This is a genomic window from Halotalea alkalilenta DSM 17697 (assembly GCF_000621205.1).
Lineage (GTDB): Bacteria > Pseudomonadota > Gammaproteobacteria > Pseudomonadales > Halomonadaceae > Halotalea > Halotalea alkalilenta.
Genome location: NZ_KK211229.1, coordinates 87,261 through 105,882, shown reverse-complemented (window position 1 = coordinate 105,882; position 18,622 = coordinate 87,261). Strand labels below are relative to the sequence as shown.

Below are 18,622 nucleotides of genomic sequence, written 5' to 3'. Positions count from 1 at the left end.
GTATACGCTGCGCTCCAGCGCCGATTCGAAGCGTTGGACCCGCTCATTTTCATTTCTTGCCTGCCTGCGAAGACCGAATGGACCGCTACGACCGTCGACTGCTCAAGACCCTGCAAGCCAACGCGCGCACCTCCTACGCCGAGCTTGGCCGTATCGTCGGGCTCTCCGCGCCCGCGGTGGCGGAGCGTGTCGCCCGCCTCGAGGAGCGCGGCGTGATCAAGGGCTACCGGGCCGAGATCGACCCCGCCCGCATCGGTGCGCCGATCGAGTGCGTGATCCTGCTCACCCTGCCCCATCGCGACAACGAGCGGATCATCGCCCAGCTCGCGAAATGGCCGGAAATCACCCGCTGCCGGCGCATCACCGGCGAGGCCTGTACGCTGGTCGAAGCCCGGCTGGCCAACGCTGGCGAACTCGAAGCGCTGATCGACCGGCTAGGTCGATATGGTGAAACCCGGACCTCCGTGGTGCTCTCGACGCCGATCGACCGGGAACTGGACCTGGATCACCTCGCCCCCGACGAACGACCGAGATGAAGATGAGCGACTATTTGCTCATTTAATGTCTGTTTCGCTAAAAATGAGCATTGTTTTGCTCATTCACTGTCCTAGCCTAGGTTTTTGAGCAAATATTTGTTCAACCGGGGATCAACGCGTGGCGCTCACCATCCAAGCCCATCACCACGGTAGGTGGCATGACGCCGCGCAGCTCATGGTCGATGATCCATCACGCGGTCGAGCCGGGCCGGCAAGGCTCGAGTATGACCCGCTCTACGCTTGTGACTGGCTGGGCCATGACGACCTGCCCGCATGCAGCCTGCGTCTGCCCGTGGAGCTGATTTTGGTGCATCGTTCGCCGCACTGGTTCGGCTTCCTCGATGACATCATGCCAAGCGGCGCCGGACGCAGGTTCTGGATCGCCTACCTCGGCCTGACCAACCTGGAGCCTCACCAGCAGGACTATGAGCTGCTCAGCCGCGGGACCATCGCCCCGGTAGGCAATCTGCGCATCGCACAAGCCGTTCCCGAACAGACCTCGACCCAGCGCTTCGGACTCAACGAGGTGGTCGAGCGCGATACCGACTTTCTCGAATACGCCCAGATGCACGGTGCTGCCAGCGGGGGTGCCACCGGCGCGGGAGGCGAAGCGCCAAAGCTTTTACTGCGGCGCGACGACCACGAGCGCATATGGATCGATGCACGCCAGGATGACGACACCTGTCTCGATCGCCACTACTTGGTCAAGTTCCCCCGCGGCGCTCACGGCACCATCGCCGCCGAGCTCGTCGACCTGGTCGAACCGGAGCACCTGCTGGACGAACTGGGGCGCCTTGCGCGACAGCTGGTCGGCCTGCGCGATCGCATGGAGACGCGAGGGGTGCCATCTTCGATCCTCGACATGCCGAACGTTGGCCTTGGCAATCTCGACCAGCGGATCAACACCTGGAGGTTGCCGTGAGCGAGATCGAACCGAGTCCGCGCGAGGCACTGCTGCTCGAACTGGTCAGGCAGCTGCTGGCGGGCGACATCAGCCAAGGGGCGCTGCTTCAAAGGCTACGCAAGGAAGCCCTGGGGCTGAGCCAGGAGCAGTACGCCAAGCTGGTAGACGTCAGCCGCCGTACGCTTTCAGCGATCGAGAACGGCAGCGCCCAGCCCACCCAGACCGTGCTCGATGCGGTGTTCCGCCCGCTCGGACTGCGCAGCGCGCTGCTGCCGCGCAGTCCCGAACTGCTCTCGCTGCTGCTCGCCTCGAGCACGCCCGAGGTCTAGCTCTATCCCTTGTGCCGCCACATCGTGCCCCCATATCGATCGATTCCTTGGCATGAAGCCTTCGCGCGATGCCCCAGGGCTGCGCTCCACCATGAAAGACGAGGAACCCGATGCGACTCTACGTCTATGACCACTGCCCGTTCTGCATCAAGGCGCGGATGGTGTTCGGGCTCAAGGATGTCCCCTTCGAGCTGATCACCCTGCTCAACGACGACGTCGAGACACCGACGCGAATGATCGGCAAGAAGATGCTGCCGATTCTCGAGAAGGACGATGGCAGCTATCTGGGCGAAAGCATGGATATCGTCCGCTACATCGACGACAACTTCGGCGGTGCGCCGGTGCTGGCCGGCCCGACCAACCCTGAGATCCAGCGCTGGTGCAGCGCGGCCGGTCCGGCCTTGATGCGGCTCACCATGCCGCGCTGGGTGCGCGCGCCGCTGGGTGATTTCGCCACCCCCGAGGCAGTGGCCTTCTTCACCCGCAACAAGGAGGCGATGATCGGTCCGTTCGATGAGCAGCTCGCCAACTCGAGCGCACTGATCCAGGAGATGCAGCGCTGGCTCAACGAGCTCGAGCCGCTGATCCTCTCGTCGCAAGCGGTCAACGGGGTACTCTCTGCTGATGATTTCGAGCTCTTCCCCACGCTGCGGATGCTCTCGATCGTGCGCGGCATCGAGTACCCGGCGAAGGTAGAGGCGTATCGCCAGGCGATGGCCCAGCTCACCGAAGTACCGCTGCACGACGATATCGCCGTCTCGGCATAAGGCGCGCACGGCTGTCGGCGCCGGGGCATTTCAGCGCAGACGCGCTGGCGATCGGGGATGGGATATGTGCGATAATATCCGCTGGTCAAACTCGGGTTTTCGCTTCATGTCCATTGATACCGCTTCGTCCAGTGCGCCGACCGAGCGTGGCACGCTGTTCATCGTTTCCGCGCCCTCCGGCGCGGGCAAGACCAGCCTGGTGGCTGCGCTGCTAGAGCGTCTCGAAGGAATCGGCGTATCGGTCTCGCACACCACCCGAGCGATGCGTCCCGGCGAGCGTGATGGGATCAACTACCACTTCGTCGATCAACCGCGCTTCGAGGCGATGATCGAGGCCGGCGACTTCTTCGAGTACGCGCGGGTCTTCGATCGCCTCTACGGGACCTCGAAACTGGAGGTCGAGAGCCGGCTCGCACGCGGCGAGGACGTGATCCTGGAGATCGACTGGCAGGGCGCGCGCCAGGTACGGCAGCAGCTGCCCGATGCGCTGTCGATCTTCATCCTGCCGCCCACGCTCGCCAGTCTCGAGCAGCGTCTCGGCAGTCGCGGCCAGGATTCCGCCGAGACCATCGCGCGACGGATGAAAGAAGCGGTCAGCGAGATGTCCCACTATGACGAGTATGATTTCCTGGTGTTCAACGACGTGTTCGAACATGCGCTGACCGAGCTCGAGAGCGTGATCCGCGCCGAACGCGCACGAACGAGCAGGGTTCATCGGCGCAGCGGCGCGCTTCTCGATGCGCTCTTGTCACCGGTCGATGCACTCGAGTAGACTCGCCCTCTTTTGAATCGCCCGTGGGATCGCCTAAAGTGGAAGGCAAGTGCGGCCTAACCGCCGCGCGCTGCCCGTGGCTTCGATCCCACGTTTTTCCGTAAAACGCTCACAGCAGGTGATATGCCATGGCGCGAGTGACCGTCGAAGATTGTCTCGAGAACGTCGAAAACCGCTTCCAACTGGTGATGATCGCCAGCCGGCGCGCCCGCCAGCTCGCTCGCGGATCGCGCACCCCGGAGCTACCGTGGGAAAACGACAAGCCCACCGTAATGGCGCTGCGCGAGATCGCCGCCGGCCAGGTCACGGTTGCCGTACTCGACGAGCCGATCGAGGCTCCGCCGCCCCGCATCCGACCAGAGCCGCAGCCCGAGTTCGACCTCTAAAGGCCCCATGCGCGCTCCGGGGCCTCTCGCCCCGGGCGTGCATCGTGCCACGCTCCCCCGCGCGCCATGTTCACCATCGATGATCTCGCCGATAGACTGGAAGGCTATCTCTCAGAAGAAGAGATCCGCCAGGTAAAGCGTGCCTTCTACTATGCCGAGCAGGCCCACGACGGCCAGCGCCGGCGCTCGGGCGAGCCTTACGTCACCCATCCCCTCGCCGTCGCCAACATCCTCGCCAACATGCACATGGACCATCAGAGCCTGATGGCCGCGATGCTGCACGACGTGATCGAGGACACCGGGGTGACCCGCGAGGCGCTGGAGGAGCAGTTCGGCGAGGAGGTCGGCAATCTGGTCGACGGGGTCTCGAAGCTCGCCAAGATCGCCTACGAGGACAAGGCGGTCGCCCAGGCCGACAACCTGCAGAAGATGGTGCTGGCGATGTCCCGCGATATCCGGGTGATCATCGTCAAGCTCGCCGACCGGTTGCACAACATGCGCACCCTCGGCTCGCTGCGCCCGGACAAGAAACGCCGGATCGCCCGCGAAACGCTCGATATCTACGCCCGCATCGCCGACCGCCTGGGGATCAACACCATCCGCGTCGAGCTCGAGGACCTCTCCTTCCAGGCGATCCACCCGATGCGCGCCGAACGCATCCGCCGCGCGGTGGTGCGCGCCCGGGGCAACCGCCGCTCGCTGGTGCGCCAGGTGCAAAGCACGCTCCAGCAATGCCTCGACGACGAACAGCTGCCGGGCACGGTGGTCGGCCGCCAGAAGCACCTGCTGTCGATCTACCGCAAGATGCGCGATCAGCACAAATCCTTCACCGACCTGATGGATGTGTTCGGCTTCCGCATCATCACCAACAGCGTCGATGCCTGCTATCGCATCCTCGGCGCGGTGCACAACCTCTACAAGCCGGTGCCGGGGCGGTTCAAGGACTACATCGCCATCCCCAAGGCCAACGGCTACCAGAGCCTGCATACCACGCTGTTCGGGATCAACGGCTATCCGATCGAAGTGCAGATACGCACCCGCGACATGGAGGCGATGGCCAACAACGGGATTGCCGCGCACTGGCTCTACAAAGCGGGCCAGACCGACCAGCCCATCGCCTCGGGCAGCCACGCCCGGGCCCGCGAATGGGTGCGGGGCCTGCTCGAGATGCAGCGCCACGCAGGCAACTCGCTGGAGTTCATCGAACACGTCAAGAACGACCTGTTCCCCGATGACATCTACGTGTTCACCCCCAAGGGCGAGATCATGGAGCTGCCGCGCGGCGCCACCGCGGTGGACTTCGCCTACATGGTCCACACCGACGTCGGCAACGCCTGCATCGCCTGCCGGGTGAACCGCCACCTCGCCTCACTGTCGATGCCGCTCGCCAGCGGCCAGACGGTCGAGATCATCACCGCGCCCGGGGCCAAGCCGAACCAGAACTGGCTCGGTTTCGTGGTCACCGCCAAGGCGCGCTCGGCGATCCGCCACTTCCTCAAGCACCAGCAGCGCAGCGACTCGATCCTGCTCGGCCGGCGCCTGCTCAACAAATCGCTGGCCGCCTTCGATTTGAGCCTCGACCAGCTGCCGCCGGGGATCATGGAGGCACTGCTCCACGAGGAGAACCTCGAGGACGCCGACGAGCTCTACCACACCATCGGCCTCGGCGGCCGGGTCACCTACAGCATCGCCCGTCGCCTGGCCCAGGCCGAAATCGGCGGCGACCTGGCGCCGCTGCCGGAGATGCAGCCGCTGGCGATCGAGGTCGGTGACCAGAACAGCGCGATCACCTTCGCACGCTGCTGCTACCCGCTGCCGGGGGACGACGTGGTCGGCCATCTGTCGAGCGGCAAGGGGGTAGTGATCCATCGGCGCGAGTGCGCCAACCTGGTCGGACTGCTCGCCGATCCGGAGAAGAGCGTCGAGGTCGACTGGCCGGGCGGGCTCGACCAGGAACTGCCCTCGGCACTGCGCCTCGAGATCGAAACCCGCCGGGGCTTGGTCGCCGAGCTGGCGGCGCTGGTCGACGACGCCGATGCCAACATCGAGCGGATCGATACCGAGGAGCACGACGCTCGCCTGACGGTGATCCATATCGTGCTGATGGTGCGCGACCGCGTGCATCTGGCGCGGATCATCAAGCGCATGCGCAACCTCACCCACATCGAGCGTGTCACCCGGGTGATCCAGCGCTGAGCGCTTAAGCAGCGCTCTCAAGGGCTACTGCGCGCCGCCGCATTGTGATGAAATCGACCTTTCGACGCCTCGTTTTCCAGGGCGTTTTCTCGTTTCCGTACTGCAATTCCAGGAGAGACCATGAGTAACCGCGCTGCGATCCAATCCGATAACGCTCCCGCCGCCATCGGCCCCTATTCCCAGGCGGTCAAGGCCGGCAATACCGTCTATCTCTCGGGCCAGATCCCGCTCGACCCCAAGACCATGGAGCTGGTCGGTGGCGAGATCGAGGTCCAGGCGCGCCAGGTATTCACCAACCTCGCCGAAGTGTGCAAGGCCGCCGGCGGCTCGCTGGGCGAGATCGTCAAGCTGAACCTCTACCTCACCGACCTCGACAACTTCGGCAAGGTCAACCAGATCATGGAAGAGTTCTTCACCCAGCCCTTCCCCGCCCGCGCAGCGGTCGGCGTCAAGGCACTGCCCAAGGGCAGCCAGTTCGAGGCGGAAGCGGTAATGGTGATCGGCGACTGACCGCGCCGCTACCACGCAGGCGCGACCCAGCCTTCAGCGGAGTCCGGGCATCGCTGAAGGCCAGCGCGGAGAACAGCGAGAACTTGCCCGCCGCGCGCTGATCGATCAGCGCGCGGTGGCGCCCAACCCGGCTTCCTTGATCACCTGTTCATAGCCGTCACGAAAGCTCGGATAGGTGAAGCGATAGCCGAGTTCGACCAGCCGCGCGTTGGAACAGCGCTTGCTCGCCCGCCGCCGCAGCGGCGACTGGATCACGCTGCTCGGCTCGACCTTGAGCCGCTTGGCCAGCCAGCCCATCACTTCGCTGATCGGCGTGGGCTCGCAGTCGCTACCGAGATAGACATCATCGAGCGGCTGTCCGCTCAGCGCCCGCGCGATCAGCCAATCGAGCACACCGACGCAGTCGTCCCGGTGGATGCGGTTGGAGTACATCACCGGCGCCGAGGGCGCCACCCGGCCCTCGAGCACCTGCTGGATCAGCCGCTCGCGGCCCGGCCCGTAGATGCCGGAGAAACGCACCACGCTGCCCGGCAGGGGGCTCTCGATCAGCCGGCGCTCGGCCTCGACCATCAATTGACCGGAGAAGCCGTTGGGTTCGGTAGGGCTTCGCTCGTCGACGGTCTCACCGTCCTGCTGCGCGTAGACCGAGGTGGAGGAGACGAACAGCACCCGCTTCGGCTTGTGCTCGCGGTTCTCGAAAACCTTCAGTACCGCGTCGAGACCGTCTCGATAAGCGCTACGATAGGCACTCTCTTCGAATCTATCGGCACTGATAGCGTATACTAGGATGTCCGCATCGGGCAGCGACTCGAGCGACTCGTTTGCACCGACATCCAGCGCCAGAGGTTCGATGCCGGCAGGCAGCATGGCCACGTTGCGACGTGCACCGATCACCCGATGCCCCGCGTCGAGCAGGCGCTTTCCCAGCGCACCGCCGACGTCACCACAGCCAAGAATCAGAATCGTACTGTTCACCTTTATACCGCTCCTTGGTAAAAACGAGGTGGATGCGATGCTAGGACGCTTCATCGCGACGACCGCCGTACGCCATGATGAACGTCTCACCAGGCCGACCTGGAGTGCCAACCACGCTTGTGAGTCGCACCCTAGTCGGGTAGCCATCGCTCACTGGCGTCGACGGCAGCGCCCGACTGGAAGGGATTCATGACTCTAACAGAACTTCGCTACATCGTGACGCTTTCCCAGGAGCGCCACTTCGGCCGCGCCGCGGAGCGCTGCTTCGTCTCCCAACCGACGCTTTCGGTCGCGGTGAAGAAGCTCGAGGAAGAGCTCGGCATCGCACTCTTCGAGCGCAGCAAGTCGACCGTCCAGGTGACACCGATGGGCGAACGGATCGTTGCCCAGGCCACTCGCGTGCTCGAGCAGGCCAACGTGATCAAGGAGCTCGCCAGCGAAGGCAAGGACCAGCTCGGCAGCCCCCTGCGCATCGGCGCGATCTATACCATCGGCCCTTATCTCTTCCCCCACCTGGTGCCGATGCTCTCCGAGCTCGCGCCTCAGATGCCGCTCTACATCGAGGAGAACCTCACCGGCGAGCTGAGACGCAAGCTGCGCGCGGGCGATCTCGACGTAATCGTGGTGGCGCTGCCGTTCACCGAGCCGGACGTGCTGACCAAGCCTCTCTACGAGGAGCCCTTCGAGGTGCTGCTGCCGAAGGGCCACCCCTGGCTCGCCTTCGATGAGATCGACAAGGAGATGCTGCTCGAGGAGCGCCTGCTGCTGCTCGGAGAAGGGCACTGCTTCCGTGACCAGATCATCGAGGCCTGTCCTGCGCTCAACGCGCGGATCAACAGCCCGAGCAACACCCTGATCGCCGAGGGCGGCTCGCTGGAGACGATTCGCCACATGGTCGCCTCCGGCCTCGGCATCACCGTGCTGCCACGCTCGGCCACTGGGCTGCGCTTCTACGAGGATGGGCTGCTCGAAACCCGCCCGTTCAAGGCCCCCGCGCCTTCGCGCTCGGTGGCGATCGCCTGGCGCACCAGTTTTCCGCGACCCAAGGCGATCGATGCGCTGACCACCGCGATCGAACGCTGCAGGCCGCGCCTCGACGCGGTCAGCGAGCCGACCCGGGCAACCACCACGCGCAAGGCCCTTGCATGAGCACGGCGCGTGAGCGCGCTCGTATGGACCCCGAGGCGAGTACGCAGCAAAGCGAACTCGACCAGCCGGTCACCGAACTGGCCGGTGTGGGTGAGGCGATGGCGGCAAAGCTGGCCCGGCTGGGTCTCGACTCGATCGCCGACCTGCTCTTCCACCTGCCGCTGCGCTACCAGGACCGCACCCGACTGACTCCGATCGGCCAGCTGCGCGCGGGCCAGGAGGCCGTGGTCGAGGGTGAAGTCACCGCCTGCGATGTGATCCAGGGCCGGCGCCGCAGCCTGCTGGTGCGACTCAAGGATGCCACCGGCATTCTTTCGCTGCGCTTTTACCATTTCGCCCCCGCCCAGGCCCAGCAGTTCGCCCGCGGCAGCCGGGTACGGCTGTTCGGCGAGGCGCGCGCCGGCAGCACCGGGCTCGAGATCTACCACCCCGAATACCAACTGCTCTCCGCCGCCGTCGAGCGCAGCACCGACGGCGAGATCGAGGAGAGCCTGACCCCGATCTACCCGACCACCGAAGGGTTGACCCAGATGCGCCTGCGGGGCCTGATCGCGCAAGCGTTCAAGCGCTACGACGCGCACCCCGGCGCGCTCCCGGAGCTGCTGCCCGAACCGCTGCGCGAGCGTTTCAGCCTGCTCGCGCTGAACGACGCCATCCGCTACCTGCACCATCCGCCCCCCGACGCTTCGCTCGACCAGCTCGCGGCCGGCACCCACCCCGCCCAGCGACGGCTCGCTTTCGAGGAACTGCTCGCCCACCAGCTCAGCCTGCGTCAGGTGCGCAGCCGTATCCAGCGCGATACCGCCCCTTTGATCAAGGGGGGCGACGGGCTCAAGGCGCGCTTTCTCGCCGCGCTGCCGTTTTCGCTCACCGGCGCCCAGCGCCGGGTGCTGGCCGAGATCGACCGCGATCTCGAACGCGAGATCCCGATGCTGCGGCTGGTCCAGGGCGATGTCGGCTCGGGCAAGACCGTGGTCGCGGCGGTGGCCGCGCTGAGCGCCGCCGCCCACGGCTACCAAGCCGCGGTGATGGCGCCCACCGAGCTTCTCGCCGAGCAGCACTACAAGAGCTTTCGCGCCTGGTTCGAACCGCTCGGTCTCGACGTCGCCTGGCTCGCGGGGCGGCTCAAAGGCAAGCAGCGCCTCGATGCCAAAGCAGCGATCGAGGATGGCCGCGCCCAAGTGGTGGTCGGCACCCACGCGCTGTTCCAGGCCGACGTGCGCTTCCATCGGCTGGGGCTTGCGATCATCGACGAGCAGCACCGCTTCGGCGTCCACCAGCGCCTGGCGCTGCGCGAGAAGGGCGAAGCCGCGGGTATCACTCCCCACCAGTTGGTGATGACCGCGACCCCGATTCCACGCACGCTGGCGATGAGCGCCTATGCCGATCTCGATCTCTCGGTGATCGACGAGCTCCCCCCGGGACGCAGCCCAGTGAAGACCGTTGCGGTTGCCGACAACCGCCGCCAGGAAGTGATCGAGCGGATCAGGAGCGCCTGCAGCGAAGGCCGTCAGGCCTACTGGGTCTGCACCCTGATCGAGGAGTCCGAAGCGCTCGAGAGCCAGGCCGCCGAAGCGACCCTCGCCGCGCTGGAAGAGGCGCTGCCCGAGTTCGCCATCGGCCTCGTCCATGGAAGAATGAAGGCCAGCGAAAAGAGCGAGGTAATGGCCGCGTTCAAGGCCGGCGAGCTCGACCTGCTGGTCGCCACCACGGTGATCGAGGTCGGCGTCGACGTGCCCAATGCCAGCCTGATGATCATCGAGAATCCCGAGCGCCTGGGGCTCGCCCAGCTGCACCAGCTGCGCGGCCGGGTCGGACGCGGCAGCACCGAGAGCTTCTGCGTCCTGCTCTACCATCCCCCGCTTTCGGATCACTCCCGCGAACGCCTCGCGGTGATGCGCGAAACCAACGACGGCTTTAAGATCGCCGAGAAGGATTTGGAGCTGCGCGGTCCAGGCGAGGTGCTCGGTACCCGCCAGACCGGACTGATGGGGATGAAGATCGCCGACCTCGTCCGTGATCGCCCGCTGCTCGAACCCGTCCACCGCCTCGCCGCCGAGCTGGTCGATTCCCACCCTCGATCCGTCACCCCCTTGATTCGCCGCTGGCTCGGCGAAGAGGCCAACCGCTATGGAGCGGTGTGACGGTGGCACCGACCACGACCGCCAGCACCAAGCATGCGGGGACTTCGCTTCACGGCGGCAAAATCACTGACACGACAGGAAATCCCGCATGCTCCGCTGTTTGATCAACGCCGTCGCCGTCTCGAGCCTGTCTCTCTACGCCAGTTCAGCGCTCTCCCAGCCTATCCCGGCCGCGCCCCAGCAGCCGCCGATGACGTTGCTCAAGCTCGATCGCGACTATCGGCTCAATGCGGATGGCAGCTATGTGCTGACCGAGACTGCGGTGCGCCGCCACAACAGCGAGCAGTCCGCGCAGCGATCAGGGCAGACGCGGATCAGCTATTCCCCCGAGCGCGAGTCGGTGGAGGTGCTCGAGGCTTACACCTTGACCGCCGACGGCCACAGGATCGAAGTCAGCCGGCAGCATGAACAGCAGGCGCCTGCCAGCGCGACGGCACCGCTGTATGGCGACCAGCGCGTGGTCAGTCTGGTGTTTCCAGCGCTGGGACCAGGCGCAGAGATGCATCAGGTGGTACGTAGGACGGTGCATCGGCCAGTGCTACCGGGAGGTTTCTCGGTGATCACCGATTACCCACGGTTGATCGACGTGGGCAGCTCATCGATCAGCCTGAGCGCGCCTATCGACATGGACATCAGCGCGCAGGCGAGCGATATGGAGGGGGGTGAAGTCACCGCCAGCGACGGCAGGCGTCACTGGCGTTGGTCGGTGGCCGACATACCGCCGCTTGAGTTCGAACCCGGCGCGGTGAACCCAAAAGACCTCGGCTATCGGCTATCGCTATCGAGCTTCGATGATTACTCCTCGCTCGGCGCGGCCTATGCCGAACGACTGCTGCCGGCCGCCGAGCCGACGCCCAGGGTGCTCGAGCTCAGCGCACGAATTGTGGGCGAAGCAACGACCCAAGAAGCCAAGACACGCGCTCTCCATGCATGGACCGTAAGACAGCTGCGCGGTGTTCCATTGGATCTGGAGGAATCGGTGGCGACGCCTCGGCCAGTCGACGAGGTACTCGAGGCAGGCTATGCCGATAGTCTCCATCTCGCGCTCACGCTCAAGGCGCTGCTCGCGGCACAGGGTATCGATGCACGTTTGGCACTGAGCAATGGTTCGAACAGCCATTGGCGTCATACGGTTGCGGTACGCCAGCAGTTCGATCAAGCGCTGCTGTGGCTACCGGAGCTCGAACGCTACGTCACGCCGAGCTATGAGATTCTGCCATTCGATACGCTGCCAGCGAACCTGGCCGGTAAGCCGGTACTGGTGCTCGGCGAGCAAGGCGAGGCGACGCGGCTCGAGACGCTACCTCTGACCTCGGCGCAGCACGAACGGCAGTTCGCCATGACGCGCATGACCCTCGACGCCGAGGGCCGGCTCGAAGGAGAGACGGAGCTGAGCGGCAGCGGCCTGGGAGAATTCTTCGACCGTTATCTGTTCACCACCATCCAGCCCGGTACCGAAGCGCAGGTCGCTGCGGCAGCGCTGGCCGAGCATGGCCATCATGGCAGTGGCACACTCGAGGCACAGGGGGATCCACGCGATCTCAACCAGCCCTTCTCCTGGCGCAGCCGATTCGAAATACCGGAGTACACCCGTGTCGAAGCTGGCGAGAGCTTCGCCTTGCCAGCAGGAATTCCCCGGCTCGGCGCGCTGGTCATGGTGCCGCGCGATTTCTCGATTCCCGAACGCCATCAGCCCTATGCCTGCTCTGCCATCGACAAGCATGAAATCACCGAATTGAGGCTGCCGCAGGGCGTTAACCCCACCACGCTTCCCCGCGATGTCGAAGAGCGCAATGCCGCTGGCGCCTATACGGCGCACTATCGCCTCGATGATCGGCTGCTACGCGCAGAACGTCGGCTGGTACTCACTCCAGGCGGTGAAGCCGGCCGTGCGGTGTGCGATGGTGAGGATTACCAGCAGCAGCGCGCGCTGGTCAGAGCGCTCGCGCGCGACCTGCGCGGACGCATCCAGCTGTGACCCGCCGGTTCCCAGCGCTGATGATGGCGGCACTGCTAGTGGTGCTGGGTCCACTGCTGGGCACGGCTTACGCCGCTGTGCCAGCCAACTTCACTCTGCTCTATGAACAAACCCACTACCAGGTGGAGATGGATGGACGCTTCGTCGCCACCACCAGGGTCGGCATGCGCCTCGACAGCGAGCGCGCGGTCACAGAGATGAAGCCGATACGGTTGCCCTACAGCAGCACGCTTGCCGATCAGGAAGCGCTCGAGGCCTGGACCATCGACGACCAGGGCCGCCGCCATGAGGTCGCATCGGGACGCATCATCGATCAGCCAGAGACGGCGACAGGCACGTCGACGTTCACCGACCTGCGCGTGGTATCGATCGACTTCCCCAACCCTCGGCTCGGCGGCGAACTGCACTACGTGGTCCGATATACGCAACAGGTACCCTACTTCGAAGGCTGGTTCAGTGTGGTTGCCAACGTTTCACCCAGTATGCCGACCGCTTATAAGGAGATCTCCATCGACGCTCCGGCCGGGATGGCGCTGACGAGCGAAGTGCGAGGTTTCATCGAGGATGAAGCCGAAACTCGCGAAGGCAGGCGCCACTACCGTTGGACGCTCACCGACCAGCCCTCTCGACTCGTCGAGCCGCACGAGCCTTCATCGATCGATTCGGGTCCAAGGCTCGCGGTGTCGAGCTTCAGCGATCATGGCCAGCTAGCGGCGGCCTATCGTCATAGCGCACAGGGCAAGGCCCGCGTGACACCCGCCATCCAAAGGCTCGCCGACCGGATCACCACCGGCATCGAAGAACCCCGCGAGCAGGCCAAAGCGCTCTACGAGTGGACCTCGCGAGAAATTCGCTACGTCGCTCTGTTCCTCGAGCGCGGAGGGTTCGTTCCACACGATGCCGAAACGGTCCTCGATGCCCGCTATGGCGACTGCAAGGACTACGCCACGCTGCTCGAAGCACTGCTTGCCGCCAAGGGTATCGACAGCCGCCCAGTAATGGTCAATGCGTCAGAAACCTACTGGCATCCCGCCATGCCGGTGATGATCTACGACCATATGATCAACTATCTGCCCCAGTTCGGGCTGTTCGTCGACGCAACCCCGGAAATGGCGCCATTCGCTACCTTGATGCCGAGCCTGGCGGGCAAGACCGCTCTGGTGATCGAACCCGACGGTTTCAGTCTGGCGACCCTACCGGTCGCTGCCAATCGCCAAACGATCGAGACCGAAGCAACGCTGGACGAGAACGGCGTACTTGCCGGGCGAACCGCCATCGAGGGACACGGCTACCCGGAACTGATCAACCGCCATGCGATCGGCTCGGTTCGTCCAGGTGCCGAAGCGTCCTATGCGTCCCAGCTGCTTTCACGGGACGGTTACAGAGGCCAGGGTCGGCTCGAGCATAGCGAGCCGCGTGATTTGTCCACACCCTTCGCCTACGCACTGGATTTCAGCCTCGAGGATTATGCCTGGCCGGAACCGGGGGAGCGCTTGCCCTTCCCCGCAAGCCTCGGGGCCATCAGCGGACTGCGCAACTTCATCTACCTGGGCGCACAGCCGGAGCGCCATCAGCCGTTCATCTGCCTGCCGATCGAGTATCGAGAGCGGGTCAGTATCGCGCTGCCGGAAGGTGACATGGCCGAAGTACTGTTACCACCCGATGTCGACCAAACCACCGCGCTCGGTCGCTACCGTGCAGAGTATCGCCGTATCGGGATGCGCCTCGAGGTCGAAAGGCAGTTGAGTTTCGAACCCCAAGGCGGACCTATCGGGCCTACCGTCTGCGGTTCGCAAGACCATCCCACACTCAAGGCGCTTACGCGCGCCATGGCACGGGATCTCGATGCCAGCGCGAGACTTTGAGCGAATCGCTACGCCGCTTGCCACTTGAAGTAGAGAGCGTTGGACGGGGCTGACGAGCATTGGCAGACCCTGGGACTATCAGCCTACGCTGTGGGACAGGATCTGCGACCGGACAGGCGACCAACCCCGTGAACATCGACTCCCCGCTTTACCCGATACCTATCGACGAAGAGCAGCGTCTACTCGCGTTGGACGAGTATCATCTCGTGGACACGCCGCCAACGGGAGACTTCGATCGTCTGGCCGCGCTCGCCGCGCGCCTGTTCGATGTTCCGATCGTGCTGATTTCGCTAGTGGCCAGTGACCGGCAGTTCTTCAAGGCCCACGTCGGATTCGATATTTGCGAAACCAGCCGCGAGGTCTCTTTTTGTTCCTACACCATCGTCGAAGATGACATTCTTTTCATACCCGATGCATTGAGCGACCCGCGCTTCTCTTCCAATCCCCTGGTCATCGGTTCGCCCTTCATACGATTCTACGCGGGCAAGCCTCTTGTCACCCCTACGGGCGAGAAGATCGGCACCGTCTGCCTGATCGACGACAAACCGCATCCTTCTTTCAGCGACGAAGATCGCCAGAACCTTTCCGATCTGGCAGCGCTGATCATGGAGAGGATGGAGCTGCGTCGCCTCGATCACCTCAAGCAGATCAACCAGGCCCGCTTCGATAGCCTTGCCGCCGCCTCTCCCAATGCCATCGTTTGTTCCGATGCCAACAACCGGATCACCTACTGGAATCCATCGGCGGAGAAGATTTTCGGCTACTCGGCCAAGGAGGTCATGGGCCTGCCCATCACCATCATCATTCCCGACGGCCGCAGGGACATCTACGACGCCGAGCTTCGAAAGCTGCAGCGATACAAGAAAAAGGAGCTGGGCAGTAGTTCGATACTGCTTTCGGGGCGGCGCAAGGACGGCAGCGAGTTTCCAGCCGAGTTCTCACTCGCGCTGTGGGAAGAACACCACAGGCCTTGCATCGGCACCATCGTGCGGGATGCCACTGAGCGCCAGCAGCACGAAGAGCGGCTGTTTCGCCTTGCATCGCTCGACTCCCTCACCAATCTGTACAATCGCGGCGCATGGAACGCCTGCTTGGCGGAGTCGTTGGCCGCCGCAAGGCCCGTGACGGTATTGCTTCTCGACCTGGACAGCTTCAAGGAGGTCAACGATACGTTCGGCCACTCCGCCGGCGACGCGGTGCTGAAAGAGATGGCCATACGCATCGAGGACAACTGCGCCAATGCGCTCATGCTCGCGCGCCTCGGCGGCGATGAGTTCGTGGCGCTGCTTCCAGGTAACGATGTCCGAGCGGCGCGGGTGGCCGCCAAACGGCTGGTAGCGGCCGCCTCCTTGCCGTTCGAATTCGCCGGCAGGTCGATCAGGGTCGGGATGAGCATCGGCGTCTCGCTCGCCCCCAACCACAGCACGCACCCTGAAGAGTTGCTCGGCGCCGCCGATCTCGCGCTGTATCAGGCGAAGGCTGCGGGAAGAGGCCGCTATGAAATGTTCACGCCGTCTTTTCGCGAAGTCGCCATCGCACGAAGGGCGTTCGAGCATGAGTTGAAGCTCGCGTTCGAAAACGGCGAATTCGAGCTTTTCTACCAGCCCCAGGTCGTGACCGGCACGCAGCGGGTGGTGGGCGCCGAGGCGCTGATGCGGTGGCGTCATCCCAAGCGCGGCCTGCTCACGCCTGCATCGTTCATGGATGTGCTGATCGCGAAGCCCTCCGCCAATGCCGTGGGGGAATGGGTCCTGCGCAGCGCCTGCGAAACAGCGGCCAAATGGCGAACGAAAATTCCCGATTTTCGTATCAGCGTCAACCTGTTCGAGGCGCAGCTGAGCTCGGGGCGGCTTTTCTCCGTGGTCAAGGACGTACTGGCCAAAACCAAGCTTCCCGGCGATTCGCTCGAGCTCGAGATCGTCGAGAACATACTTCTGCGCAACGACGACACCACGCTTCGGCTTCTGCATAGACTGCGCGAGCTCGGTGTCGGCCTGGCGTTCGATGACTATGGGACGGGCTTCGCATCGCTCGGCCTGCTGAAGCGCTATCCAGTGAGCCGGTTGAAAATAGACCGCTCGTTCATTCGCAACGTCAACTCGGATGCCGAAGACTCAGCGGTAGTGAAAGCGATCATCTACCTGGGTAAGAGCTTCGATCTCGATGTGATCGCCGAAGGCGTGGAGACCCAGCAGCAGCTGGATTTCCTGATCGACAACGATTGCGTCGAAGCGCAGGGCTATCTGTTCGGCAAGCCGATGCCGGCTGCCGAATTCGCGATGAAGTTCGTCGATCCCATCTAGACGCCGGCATCATGCCGGAAAACCGCGATTCCCAGCGGGCGCACGGACTGCACGGCGAGAGATTGACGCTCGCACCAGCGAGTGGCCCAATCGATGCTTCTTCCTCAAGGACCGTCGTCGATGGACGTCCCTCAGCAACGCTTGGTCTATTTCAGCACCACGGTGGAATCGGGCTCGCTGCGCAAGGCGGCGACGCGCCTCGGCATCGCCCCTTCGGCGGTGAGCCGCCAGATCACCCTGCTCGAGCAGGCGCTCGATGCGCCGCTGCTCGAGCGCACACCGAGAGGCATTCGCCCCACCGCGGTGGGTGAGATGGTGCTCGACTACTGTCGCCGCAGGCGGATGCTCGAGGACGAGTTCGTCGCCGGACTCGAAACCTACCAGCGGATGGAGACCGGCACGCTCTCGCTGGTGGTCGGCGAGGGTTTCGTCACCGATCTGATCGGCCAGCCATTGAAGGCGTTCACCGAGCGCTATCCAGGCATTCGCCTCGACATCCAGCTGGCCGGCACCGACGATATCATCGAAGCGGTGGTCGAGGACCGCGCCCACATCGGTCTGATGTTCCACGAGCGGGTGCATCCACGCATCCGCTTCTGGCACTCCAGCCGCCAGCCGCTGCTGCTGATCCTCCCGCCCAACCATCCGCTGGCCGGCGACGAGTCTCCACTGAGCTTCGAGGCGATCGCCGATACCCCGCTTGCCGCCTGGCGCCCGGGTCACGGTATCCGCACCCTGGTCGACCAGGCCTTCGACGAGGCGGGCCGGCGCCCGCGCATCGCGCTCGAGACCAACTCCATGGCGGTGCTGCGCCAGTCGGTGGTCGCGGGGCTGGCGACGACCTTGCTGCCTCGCTTCGCCGCCGCGCGCGAGCTCGACGATGGCACCGTGGTCGCCCGCCCGGTCGCCGCCGCGCCATTCCAGAACTCCCAGGCGCACATGATCACACGTGTCCAACGCCGACTGCCGAAGGCGGGGCTGGCGCTGCTGCGCCATCTTCGCCTCTGGATGCAGGCGTTTCGCAGCGCCGACTGAGGCCAAACCGGGCTCGAGGATCAGCGCACCCGCGCGGTGGGGCCGACCACGGTCTCCCCCGGCGCGACCGGCTTGGTCACGATCGCCCCGGCGCCGACCTTGGCGCCCTCGCCGATCTCGATGTTGCCGAGCACCAGCGCCCCGGCACCGAGGAAGGCGCCGCGCCTCACCTTGGGGTGGCGGTCGCCGTCGAGCTTGCCCGTGCCGCCGAGGGTGACGCCCTGGAACAGGGTGACGCCATCCTCGACCACCGCCGTTTCACCGATCACGATGCCGGCGCCGTGATCGATGAAGATCCCACTGCCGATCCGCGCGGCGGGATGGATATCGACGGCGAAGTCGCAGGCGACGCGGTACTGGAGATAGCTCGCCAGATCGGTCAGCCCGGCCTGCCACCAGGCATGGGCGACGCGCTGGCACTGCAGCGCGCGATAGCCCGGAAAGTAGAGCAGCGGGGTGAACGGCTCAGGGATAGCGGCGTCCTCGCGCAGCAGTACCAGGATGTCATCGAGGGCGGCGTCGACGATCCGCGGCTCGGCGGCCAGCGCCTCGCGCACCTGGTCGCGGGCGGCCTCGAAGGGCACATGCTCCGAGGCCAGCGTCCGCGCGATCACCCCGGCCAGCGCCGAAGCGAAGCCATCGTGCTCGAGCAGGCTGGCGCGATAGTACCCGGCCAGCAGCGGATGGCGCTGGATCGCTGCGTGCGCGGCTTCGAGCATCTGCGCCCAAAGGGTGTCGCGTCGATATTCTCTTGGCATCTCAGCGGCTCCGCG

16 protein-coding genes are annotated in these 18,622 nt (G+C 64.7%); 14 read left to right on the top strand and 2 right to left on the bottom strand.

Translation table 11 applies throughout. From position 1 onward, the window contains the following. Window positions 1–77 precede the first annotated feature (77 nt). The 8 genes from Q376_RS0114880 to Q376_RS0114845 all read left to right on the top strand — a co-directional run bounded on the left by Q376_RS0114880 (window position 78) and on the right by Q376_RS0114845 (window position 6,400). Complete coding sequence (locus Q376_RS0114880) at window positions 78–536, top strand: Lrp/AsnC family transcriptional regulator (protein WP_027350970.1); 459 nt, start codon at window positions 78–80, stop codon at window positions 534–536. Window positions 537–654: 118 nt separating this feature from the next. Next, the gene (locus tag Q376_RS22905) at window positions 655–1,458 is read left to right on the top strand and encodes a hypothetical protein (RefSeq protein WP_052365346.1); all 804 of its coding nucleotides are present in this window, start codon (window positions 655–657) and stop codon (window positions 1,456–1,458) included. Next, window positions 1,455–1,769 (top strand): helix-turn-helix transcriptional regulator, encoded by a 315-nt coding sequence (locus tag Q376_RS0114870; protein ID WP_027350969.1) that lies wholly within the window; start codon window positions 1,455–1,457, stop codon window positions 1,767–1,769. Before Q376_RS22905 ends, Q376_RS0114870 begins: the two co-directional genes overlap by 4 nt. Before the next feature lie 110 nt (window positions 1,770–1,879). Beyond that, window positions 1,880–2,536, top strand: coding sequence for a glutaredoxin 2 (grxB, locus tag Q376_RS0114865; RefSeq protein WP_027350968.1), 657 nt, complete (start codon window positions 1,880–1,882; stop codon window positions 2,534–2,536). 106 nt (window positions 2,537–2,642) lie between these two features. Next, window positions 2,643–3,308, top strand: a complete 666-nt coding sequence (gene gmk, locus Q376_RS0114860; RefSeq protein ID WP_052365345.1) for a guanylate kinase — start codon at window positions 2,643–2,645, stop codon at window positions 3,306–3,308. 128 nt (window positions 3,309–3,436) lie between these two features. Continuing rightward, complete coding sequence (gene rpoZ, locus Q376_RS0114855; protein WP_027350966.1) at window positions 3,437–3,694, top strand: DNA-directed RNA polymerase subunit omega; 258 nt, start codon at window positions 3,437–3,439, stop codon at window positions 3,692–3,694. Between the two features lie 66 nt (window positions 3,695–3,760). Next, window positions 3,761–5,890 (top strand): RelA/SpoT family protein, encoded by a 2,130-nt coding sequence (locus tag Q376_RS0114850; RefSeq protein WP_027350965.1) that lies wholly within the window; start codon window positions 3,761–3,763, stop codon window positions 5,888–5,890. A 120-nt stretch (window positions 5,891–6,010) separates the two neighbouring features. Further along, window positions 6,011–6,400, top strand: coding sequence for a RidA family protein (locus Q376_RS0114845; protein WP_027350964.1), 390 nt, complete (start codon window positions 6,011–6,013; stop codon window positions 6,398–6,400). A gap of 105 nt (window positions 6,401–6,505) precedes the next feature. Here the strand turns inward: Q376_RS0114845 and Q376_RS0114840 are convergent, their stop codons facing one another. Continuing rightward, window positions 6,506–7,375, bottom strand: coding sequence for an SDR family oxidoreductase (locus Q376_RS0114840; protein WP_027350963.1), 870 nt, complete (start codon window positions 7,373–7,375; stop codon window positions 6,506–6,508). A gap of 189 nt (window positions 7,376–7,564) precedes the next feature. Here Q376_RS0114840 and Q376_RS22900 point away from each other — a divergent pair, with 189 nt between their 5' ends. The 6 genes from Q376_RS22900 to Q376_RS0114810 all read left to right on the top strand — a co-directional run bounded on the left by Q376_RS22900 (window position 7,565) and on the right by Q376_RS0114810 (window position 17,849). After that, window positions 7,565–8,524 (top strand): hydrogen peroxide-inducible genes activator, encoded by a 960-nt coding sequence (locus Q376_RS22900; RefSeq protein WP_052365344.1) that lies wholly within the window; start codon window positions 7,565–7,567, stop codon window positions 8,522–8,524. Beyond that, window positions 8,521–10,668, top strand: coding sequence for an ATP-dependent DNA helicase RecG (gene recG, locus Q376_RS0114830; protein WP_081803584.1), 2,148 nt, complete (start codon window positions 8,521–8,523; stop codon window positions 10,666–10,668). Before Q376_RS22900 ends, recG begins: the two co-directional genes overlap by 4 nt. Before the next feature lie 88 nt (window positions 10,669–10,756). After that, window positions 10,757–12,646, top strand: coding sequence for a DUF3857 domain-containing protein (locus Q376_RS0114825; protein ID WP_027350961.1), 1,890 nt, complete (start codon window positions 10,757–10,759; stop codon window positions 12,644–12,646). Then, entirely contained in the window at window positions 12,643–14,511 is a 1,869-nt protein-coding gene (locus tag Q376_RS22895; protein ID WP_052365343.1) for a DUF3857 domain-containing transglutaminase family protein, read from the top strand. The genes Q376_RS0114825 and Q376_RS22895 overlap by 4 nt, the downstream gene beginning before the upstream one ends. Before the next feature lie 59 nt (window positions 14,512–14,570). After that, window positions 14,571–16,814, top strand: a complete 2,244-nt coding sequence (locus Q376_RS0114815) for a putative bifunctional diguanylate cyclase/phosphodiesterase (RefSeq protein WP_211266686.1) — start codon at window positions 14,571–14,573, stop codon at window positions 16,812–16,814. Between the two features lie 120 nt (window positions 16,815–16,934). Continuing rightward, the gene (locus Q376_RS0114810; RefSeq protein ID WP_027350959.1) at window positions 16,935–17,849 is read left to right on the top strand and encodes a LysR family transcriptional regulator; all 915 of its coding nucleotides are present in this window, start codon (window positions 16,935–16,937) and stop codon (window positions 17,847–17,849) included. Window positions 17,850–17,869: 20 nt separating this feature from the next. Here the strand turns inward: Q376_RS0114810 and epsC are convergent, their stop codons facing one another. After that, a complete protein-coding gene (epsC, locus tag Q376_RS22890; protein WP_081803583.1) occupies window positions 17,870–18,607 on the bottom strand; it encodes a serine O-acetyltransferase EpsC in 738 nt (245 codons plus the stop codon). Between the last annotated feature and the right edge of the window lie 15 nt (window positions 18,608–18,622).

Coding starts and splice junctions, on each gene's coding strand:
- epsC (WP_081803583.1), bottom strand. CDS start 18,607: ATGCCAAGAGAATATCGACGCGACACCCTTTGGGCGCAGATGCTCGAA.
- Q376_RS0114810 (WP_027350959.1), top strand. CDS start 16,935: ATGGACGTCCCTCAGCAACGCTTGGTCTATTTCAGCACCACGGTGGAA.
- Q376_RS22900 (WP_052365344.1), top strand. CDS start 7,565: ATGACTCTAACAGAACTTCGCTACATCGTGACGCTTTCCCAGGAGCGC.
- Q376_RS0114880 (WP_027350970.1), top strand. CDS start 78: ATGGACCGCTACGACCGTCGACTGCTCAAGACCCTGCAAGCCAACGCG.
- Q376_RS0114850 (WP_027350965.1), top strand. CDS start 3,761: ATGTTCACCATCGATGATCTCGCCGATAGACTGGAAGGCTATCTCTCA.
- grxB (WP_027350968.1), top strand. CDS start 1,880: ATGCGACTCTACGTCTATGACCACTGCCCGTTCTGCATCAAGGCGCGG.
- rpoZ (WP_027350966.1), top strand. CDS start 3,437: ATGGCGCGAGTGACCGTCGAAGATTGTCTCGAGAACGTCGAAAACCGC.
- gmk (WP_052365345.1), top strand. CDS start 2,643: ATGTCCATTGATACCGCTTCGTCCAGTGCGCCGACCGAGCGTGGCACG.
- recG (WP_081803584.1), top strand. CDS start 8,521: ATGAGCACGGCGCGTGAGCGCGCTCGTATGGACCCCGAGGCGAGTACG.
- Q376_RS0114825 (WP_027350961.1), top strand. CDS start 10,757: ATGCTCCGCTGTTTGATCAACGCCGTCGCCGTCTCGAGCCTGTCTCTC.
- Q376_RS0114845 (WP_027350964.1), top strand. CDS start 6,011: ATGAGTAACCGCGCTGCGATCCAATCCGATAACGCTCCCGCCGCCATC.